Here is an 8,142-nt window from a genome sequence, read left to right as displayed (position 1 = left end):
CCCGGCCCCCGCCGGGGGGGGCGCGGGGCCCCCCGCCGGTTTCAGACGGACCTGCGTGCCGCGGACGCGCCGTTCGGCGAGCCGGTGACGGTGAACTGGGAGCCGGGCTCGATCAGTACGTCGCCCTGGGCCGAGTTCGTGATCGTGACGTTGGTCAGGGTGGCACTGCCGCGGGCGCCGCTCATCGCGAGGATGCCGGAGCCGCCCACGGAGTTGTCGATGCGGACGTCGGTGATCTTGACGCCGGGCATCGTGCCGCCGCCCGTCTTGAACTGGATGCCGTCGTAGGTCGAGTCGTGGATCTCGGTGTCCCGGATGGTCACGCCCGGGATGTCCGTGCCCTGTGCGAAGAGCGTGATGGCGCCGAACTCCTGGGCCTCGCCCCAGAACGCGCCGCCCGTCCGGTACAGGGCGTTGCCCGAGATGAGCGTCTGCCCGGAGAAGGGGATCGGATCGTGGTCGGTCGCGAGCATGATGCCCGGGTAGTTCATCGTGTCGGAGACGATGTTGTTCTCGATGGTGTTGCCGTAGCCGCCGTAGACCGCGATGCCGTTGGCGCGCCAGGGCAGCTGGATCGTGTTGTTCCTGAAGTGGTTGTCGTGGCCGACGTCGACGGAGGTGTCCTTGACGTACTTGCTGGCCCACACCGCGAGCGCGTCGTCACCCGTGTTGCGGAAGGAGGAGTTGAACACGGTCGAGTTGCGGGTGCCGTTGGCGAAGTTGATGCCGTCGGCATAGGTGTTGCGGATCCGCACCCCCGAGAACTCCAGCCCGTCGCCGGGGCCCCACAGCTCGGGGATGTTGGAGTAGTCGCGGCCGGCCCAGACGCCGACGTTGGCGTGCTCGATCCACACGTTGGTGATCTTCGTGTCCTTGCCGAAGCGCCCGTTGAGGCCGACGCCGCCCTCCGCGTTGCCGTCGCCGCCGCGGATGGTGCCCGAGCCGAAGATGGCGATGTCGGAGATCTGGGTGTTGTGGTCGATGTCGAAGCCGAAGTTGCCCTCGTGCGGGTGGTTGATGCCCCCGGCGTTCTGCGGCGGGGTCAGGGTGTAGAGCTGGGAGTGCCACATGCCCGCGCCGCGGATGGTGACGTCCCGGATGCCGACCTGGTTGTACTGGCCGCGGTTGAGCGGGTCGTCGGTGAGGATCTTCTGCTCCTGCCGCCACTGCCCGGCCGGGATCCACACGCAGGAGATCTGGCCGTTCTGGTCGGCGGTGACCGCCCGCTGGATGGCGTCGGTGTCGTCGAGCCCGTCACCGGGGACGGCCCCGTACTCGGTGATCGAGGTGCAGTTGGCCGGCTTGCTCAGCGGGGCGGCGACCTGCTCCAGGTCGATCAGGTCGATGACGTAGTAGGCCGCCGAGTCGCCCGCGTCGCGCTGCAGACGGAAGGTGGTGCCCTGCGGGTAGGTGCGCGACAGCAGCGCGTGCGACTCGTCGAACAGCCGCCGTGCGTCATCGCCGGGCCGGTTGGTCAGCCCCTCCGGGTCGTCGGTGCTGCCGTACAGCCAGCTGTGCTTGGAGGACAGGGACAGCTTCTGCACGAACGTGCCGTCGGCGTAGAGGCTGATCGTGGCGTCCGATCCGCCGCCGCCCGCGGCGTCGGGGATGGAGTTGCGGACCACGATGGAGTTGGTGGACGTGGTGGAGGTGAACTCCACGTACTGGCCGCCGGAGTCCAGCCGGACGGACTTGCGGCCGGAGGACTCGGTGGCGAAGTTGGTGTGCCCGAAGGTCCGCTTGGCGTCGGCCGTCAGGAGGGTGCCCTGGTAGCGGCCGTTCTCCGCCTCGTACTCGGTGTACGGCACAGCGGCGCCGCGCCCGACGACGAGGGGCTTGGCGAGCACGTTGTTGTTCTCGTTGGTCTCCGCGACCACCCCGGTGGCGTCGGCGGTGGCCGTGAGGGTGGCGCCGCCGGCGGTCGCCGTCCAGGTGCCGCTGATCGCGACGTTCACCGTCGCGCCCGCCGCGACCTGGCCGGTGGTGCCGTTCAGCGTGGTGGAGCCGGCCTGCAGCCGGGTCACCGAACCCGCCGCCGCGGCCGTCGTACCGCGGTTGTGCACGGCCACGGTGAAGGAGACGGCCGAACCCACGGCAGGATTGGCCGGGTTGGTGGTGATGCCGGTGACCTCGAGGTCGGGTCCGGGAGCCTGGCTCACGATCAGCCGGTCCGCGGCGTTGCGGCTGTTGTTGCTGTCGTCCAGCTCGGCCACGGTGTTGCCCGGGTCGACGACCGCGGAGACGCCGTAACTGCCCGCCGCGCGGGTACCGGTGGAGACGGCGACGGTGGCGGACTCGCCCGGGTCGAGGGCGGGCACCGAGCCGGACCCGGCGACCGTTCCCTCCACGCTGACGTCCACCGTCGTCGCCGCGGAGCGCGCGGTGCCTGCGTTGCGGACCCCGGTGTTCACGGTGACCGCGTCCCGTTCGGACGGGGCGGCAGGCGACCAGCTCAGGCCCGTGACGGTGAGGTCGGGCGCGGGAGCGGCGGTGCCGACGACCTGGAACTCCGCGACCTGGCCGCCGGGCGCGCCGGAGTTGGCGAAGAACCGCAGCCGGACGTCCTCCCAGCGTCCGCTGACCGGAAGGGTGACCGCGTTCCCGGTGCCCGGGCTGAAGGAGTAGTCGGCGCGGTCGCGCAGCGAGGTGAATCCGGTCGCGGACGGCGCGCGGCCCAGCACCTGGATGGCCTGGGTTCGGGCCGCCCACACCGGGTCGGGGTTGAGCTTGACGACGACACCGGTGACGTCCGCGGCCGAGCCGAGCTTGACGGTGAGGTCCGCGGGGTGACCGGCGGCCTCCCAGTAGGTGGAGGTGGAGTCGTCGGTGGCGTTGGCGGCGACGAAGTTCTGCACCGACGAGGTGGCCTCGACCGGCTTGTTGCGCGCCAGGTTGGTGCCGGTGGGCGGAGGGTCGGTCGGGCCGCCCTCCTCGCCGTACACCTCCAGCTCCGACAACTGCGCTGCGCCCCAGCCGGTGTTGCCGGTGACGTTGACGCGGACGAACCGGGCGTCGGCGGGGGAGGCCAGGTCCACGGCCACGGTGTTGGCCTGCGCCGGGTTGAAGACCCTTCCGGTGGAGGCGGCGAGCGTGCTGAACGAGGAGCCGTTGGTGCTGCCCTGCAGGGAGAGCGTCTCGGTCCGGGTCTCCCAGCCGGAGGGCAGCTTGAGCACGATCCGGTCGACGCTGCGGGTCGTTCCCAGGTCGACCTGCACCCACTGGGGGAAGGAGCCGGCCGGGCCCTCCCAGTAGGAGGCCTGGGTGCCGTCGGTGGTGTTCCCGGCCGGGTACTCGCCGTGGGAGCCGCTCGCGGTGGCGGGGCGGCCGAGGGCGAGGTTGACGTCGGCGGCGGCAGCGTCCGAGGCCGAGGGGGCTGCCGTCGCAGGGGCGGACATCGGCAAGAGCGCGAGGGCCGTGAGCCCGGCCAGGGCGGCTGCGGACAGCGACCGTCGGCCGAGGGGTCTCCAACGCATGGGGTCCTCTATTCCGTGGGGGGCGGGGCACGCGGCAGGCGGGCGAGGAGGAACCAGGGGGAGCGGGGCGAGCAGGGGAAGCACTGATCGAAGGGGATCCATCCGAGGCGAGAGCCGGCCATGCACGCGAATTGAGTCAGGCAGTCAACTTCTTGCGGAAAGCGCGTCATTAGATTTCTCGGACGTCTCGGGTTTGTCAACAGCTTGTAATCTGGCGGCAGTTGAAGCCCAGCTGTGCTTGCGTCACTTGCGGGGCGCTTGCGTGCCGCCGGATCTGCACCGTGATGGCGTAGTCCCAGGCAGATCGCTCGGGTGGTTGCCGGACGGGGTGGAGGCAGCGCATCGAGCGGTCAAGGGGAACGAAATTTATTGAGTTCTCCGCGCAAGACCCCCGGCTTCGGAGACGCGAAGGGGCCGGTGCCCGGCACGTGATCGTGCCCGGCACCGGCCCCTCACGGTGTCACTTCAGGCCGAAGGCCCGGGTGACGGTCTGGGTGACGCCGCCGCCGTTGCGCTGCTCGGCGGTGACACGGATCGACACGTACCCGGCGCTGCCCGGTGCTCTCAGGTCCGCCTGCCAGGTTCCCTTCTTCTCCTTGAGCCCCTGCCGCAGCCAGGTGGCCCCGTCGTCGTAGGAGACCTCGAGCCGGACCGAGGAGACCGCGTCCCCGGCAGCGGAACTGCCGAGGACCACAGGGGTGACGGCGAGCTCCGTCCTGCGCCCGGCTCTGCCCTCGGCGTCCAGGTCCGTGCCGTAGTCCAGCTGCACCAACGGGACGGCCTGGACGCTCTCGGGGGCGCCGGAGGTGAAGCGCCACTCGGTGCGGGTGGCGGTCGAGTAGGGGCTGAGCCCCGGGTCGCCCTTGGTGTCGACGACCAAACGGTAGGGGAGCTTCTCGGGCGCGAGGTCACCGGCCCCGAACCAGGGGTAGCCCTCGATCCGGGACAGTTCCCGGTCGCCCTGGTAGAACGAGATCGCCTGGTACATGCCCGATCCGCCGCTGTGCGCCGAGCCCGCGTCGCCGAATCCCTGGATGTAGGCGCTCATCGCGTTCTCGCCCCGGTAGGGGAGATCGGAGGTGATCATGCGGGGCCGGGTGATCGGCCCGTACCAGCGGTCCTTCTGCACGCTGCCCGGCCGGTAGGTCATCAGGTCGGTGGACGAACTGCCCCAGCCGTCCAGCGCGGCGTTCTGCTGCCATTGGACCCCCGCGGTGACCCATTCGGTGCGCCGTCCGGGGGCTGCGGTCCCGGCGGGAAGCGCGTTGGGCGAGAAGCCCTTGTACGGCGGGTAGTCGTACGAGGGGAAGTCCAGCCGCGACTCGAAGACCTTCCGCCCGGGAGGCGGGGTGAAGTCGACGTCGACGCGGGCCAGGGCGCGAGGGTCGGTCTTCGCGGAGGGGTCCGCGGGAATCCCGCCGAGGTGCTGGTCGACGAGGTCGTACAGGTACTCCGGCGCGGGATGCGCCTCGACCGCGAGCCGCAGGCCCTTCCCGCCCGCGGCGGCGACCTCCTTGATCAGTGCCTCGCCCTCGTCCAGGTTCAGCGCGGCGACCGGGAGCTGCCCGGTCGTCACCTGGTCGGGGTCGCCGTACCAGTCGCTCCTGCGGCCCTCACGGTCGTTGACCACCAGGAGCAGCGCCGCGCCGGCGGCACGCGCGGCCGCCGCCTGCTCGGCGGGGGACACGGCGTCACTGCTGCGGACCACCACGGCCCGGCCGCGGGCGGACACGCCGGCGTACTCGGCCTGTGTTCCGTTGCCGGCGAAGACGGCGTCCAGGCGGGAGGTGCCGTCCCGCATCGGCCGGGAACCGGGCTGCACCAGTGCGTCGTCCAGGAGGCGGTCCCGGTAGCCGATCGCCAGGGGCCGCTGCTCGGCGCGGATTCTGGTGGTGAAGGCGAAGCTGCCCTTCCTCACCTTGTCCTTGGTCGGCAGCGCCCACAGGCTGTCGTAGGCGGCCGAGGGCCAGATCCTCTCCCGCAGGGCGTTCCCGTCGGCGGGGGTGGGGGTGCCGGAGGTGAAGGAGCGGTACAGGTCGATCCTGCTGCTGACCACGCTGGTCGGCCGTGGTGTCGCCACCTTCACCTGGCGGGCGCGGGAGGCGTCGAGCTCCACGGTGCGGTCGGCGGTGAGCGCGACCTCGGGGGCCGTCAGCACCGCGAGGCCGAGCGAGTGGCGTCCGCCCAGGCCCCGCACGTCCCCGACCGACGAGACCATGTAGGAACCGGGCGCCCAGCGGCTGGTGAGCGAGCCGTCGGGGACCCACATGTACGTGGACCCGCCGTCCGCGCTCCGGATCTCGACCTCGCCGCTCACGGGCCGGCCGTCACGGTCCTTCAGACGGATGGTGAGGTCGTGCTTCTCCGGCTCGACGGAGATCCCCACCGCGGTGTGCACCTCGCCGCCCGCGTGGCGTGCCGTGACCCGGGCGGCGTACTGGCCGGCCGCCAGGCCCTTGGCGTTCGCCACGACCTCGGCGGTGGCCGTGCCGTTCGCCGGTACCGTGACGCGGTCGCCGGACATCGTGAACACCTGTGCCGGGGACTCGCCGCGGTCGACGGTGAGCCGCAACGTGACCGGCCGGTCGGTGGTGTTGGTGTAGGTGATCTTCCGCTTGACCGGCTGCCGCTGAGCACCGGGCGCCCACCGTACGAGGCCCGCGTCGACCGATCCGGTCGCCACGACCTGGTCCTCGCCGTACGCCGCGGCCACGTCCAGACGGCCGGTTCCCGCCCGGTAGGGGCTGTAGTCGGGGGTGGGGACGGTCGTGCCCATCAGGGCGTCCTTGATCTGCTGCCCGGTCCACTGCGGGTGCTTCTGCGCCAGGAGCACGGCCGCCCCCGCGACGTGGGGCGTCGCCATGGACGTGCCGCTGTCGACCCGGTAGAAGCCCTCGCCCCACTCCATGTGCTGCGAGCGCGCCGCCAGCACGTCCACTCCGGGGGCGGTCATGTCGGGCTTGAGGGCGTCGTCGTTCATGCGAGGTCCGGCGCTGGAGAACTCGGCGAGGTGGTCGGACGCGTCGACCGCGCCCACAGTGAGCGCGGCGTCGGCCGTCCCCGGCGCGGCGACGCTGTAGGCCCCGGGGCCGTCGTTGCCCGCGGCGATGACGAAGAGCGCGCCGGTCTCGGCGCTCAGCCGGTTCACGGCCTGGCTCATCGGGTCGTCCTGGGTGTGCCAGCCGCTGACGCCCAGGCTCATGCTGACGACCTTGGCGTGCTCGGTCCGCGCCGCCCACTCCATGCCGGCGATGATCCCGGATATGGTCCCGGATCCGTTGTCGCCGAGGACCTTGCCCACCAGCAGGTCGGCGCCGGGGGCGACGCCCTGCTCCTTGCCGCCCGAGGCGGCGCCCGTGCCCGCCACGGTGGACGCCGTGTGCGTGCCGTGCCCGTTGCGGTCGATGACGTCGGTACCCGGGACGAAGCTGCGGGTCGCCACGATGCGGTCCACCAGGTCGGGATGGGTGGTGTCCACCCCGCTGTCCAGGACCGCCACCCGCACCCCGGCCCCGGTACCGCCCGCGGCCCAGGCGGCGGGCGCCCCGATCTGCGCGGTGGTGTCGGCGAGCGTCGCCTTCGCCTTGCCGTCCAGCCACACCTGGTCGACGCCGGCTGCGAAGCGCGGTGCCGCCGAGGCGCGGTCGGACCCGTCGGACCCGTCGGCCAGGCGTGCCGACGCCTGACCGGCTTCCTGCGCGGTGCCGGTGAGCGCCGACCAGAAGTCCGCGGCCTCCGACCGCTTGGCGCGGACCGCCTCGCCGCGGACGGAGGGGAGACCGAGCGTGGTCTGCGCCCCGGGCAGTCCGGTCCGCTGCTTGAGGGCGGCGGACTCCTCGGTGCGCGTGACGATCAGGGGGAGCGTGCTGAGATGCGCGTCGTCGTAGCCCTGGGCCACCAGCTGTGTGACGTTGAAGAGCTGTTTGTCGAGGCGGCCCGTCGCGATGTACGCCATCGCCTCGGAGGGGTACACGTAGGTGTCCCCGCCCTCGGTGGCGACGCGCACGGAGCCCGTGGCCCCGGGTGCGCGCTCGACCTGCACGGCGGGGGCCGTGCCCTTCGGGACCTGAGCCACCGTCACCTTGTCACCGGTGATCAACGTGACCGTTGCGGGCGGGCGTTGCGCCGCGGCCGTGGCGGTGGACGTGACCGCGTCGGGCGCGGCGGGAGCGGCGCCCTGCGCCGCTCCGGGGGTCACGAGGGCGGCGACGAGAGCGGTGGCTCCCAGCGCTGCGCATCTTCGGGGGAAACGGGGTCTCACATTGCCCTCCAGAGTGGACGATCGAAGGAATCTGATCACCCCTGAAGAGCCTGTGTAAAGCACTTGAACTCAGCACCAACGGACTGTAGCGTGCTCTATTTTCGCGCCGGGCGGTCCGGTTCGGGTCATCGACGGCGACACCTTGTGAGCCAATATCTGATGCGCCCTCAGGGACTGGCTGTGACCTGCGGATTCGTCGACAGGGACGCAATCCGGGCGGTGCGTTGTCGAGTGACTCGGATGTTAACTCATCGGAAACATGGGAATTCCGCCGCCGATGCGGTCCGGGTCCCGCTTTCCGCGAAAGTTTCGATCGGTGGGGAAGTCGCTCCGCGTCGATGGCGGGGCGGACCGAGAAAAGAGGACTCCCGTATTTGTGCCGTGAATTCGGGTGCGCCTGAAGATGTC

2 protein-coding genes are annotated in these 8,142 nt (G+C 71.3%); both read right to left on the bottom strand.

Going from position 1 to position 8,142, the window contains the following annotated elements:
• Positions 1 to 41: 41 nt before the first annotated feature.
• Positions 42 to 3,473, bottom strand: a complete 3,432-nt coding sequence (locus ACFW3D_RS37250; protein WP_500512236.1) for a CARDB domain-containing protein — start codon at positions 3,471 to 3,473, stop codon at positions 42 to 44.
• A gap of 460 nt (positions 3,474 to 3,933) precedes the next feature.
• Complete coding sequence (locus ACFW3D_RS37245; protein ID WP_500512234.1) at positions 3,934 to 7,734, bottom strand: S8 family serine peptidase; 3,801 nt, start codon at positions 7,732 to 7,734, stop codon at positions 3,934 to 3,936.
• Positions 7,735 to 8,142 lie beyond the last annotated feature (408 nt).

This window comes from Streptomyces sp. NPDC058864 (assembly GCF_042742985.1).
Taxonomy (GTDB): Bacteria; Actinomycetota; Actinomycetes; order Streptomycetales; family Streptomycetaceae; genus Actinacidiphila.
The sequence above is the reverse complement of the archived record's forward strand: the minus strand, read 5'-3'. Positions and strand labels throughout refer to the sequence as shown.

Bases quoted from the DNA above. Each gene is read 5' to 3' on its own strand.
- ACFW3D_RS37250 (WP_500512236.1), bottom strand. From the start codon at position 3,473: ATGCGTTGGAGACCCCTCGGCCGACGGTCGCTGTCCGCAGCCGCCCTG.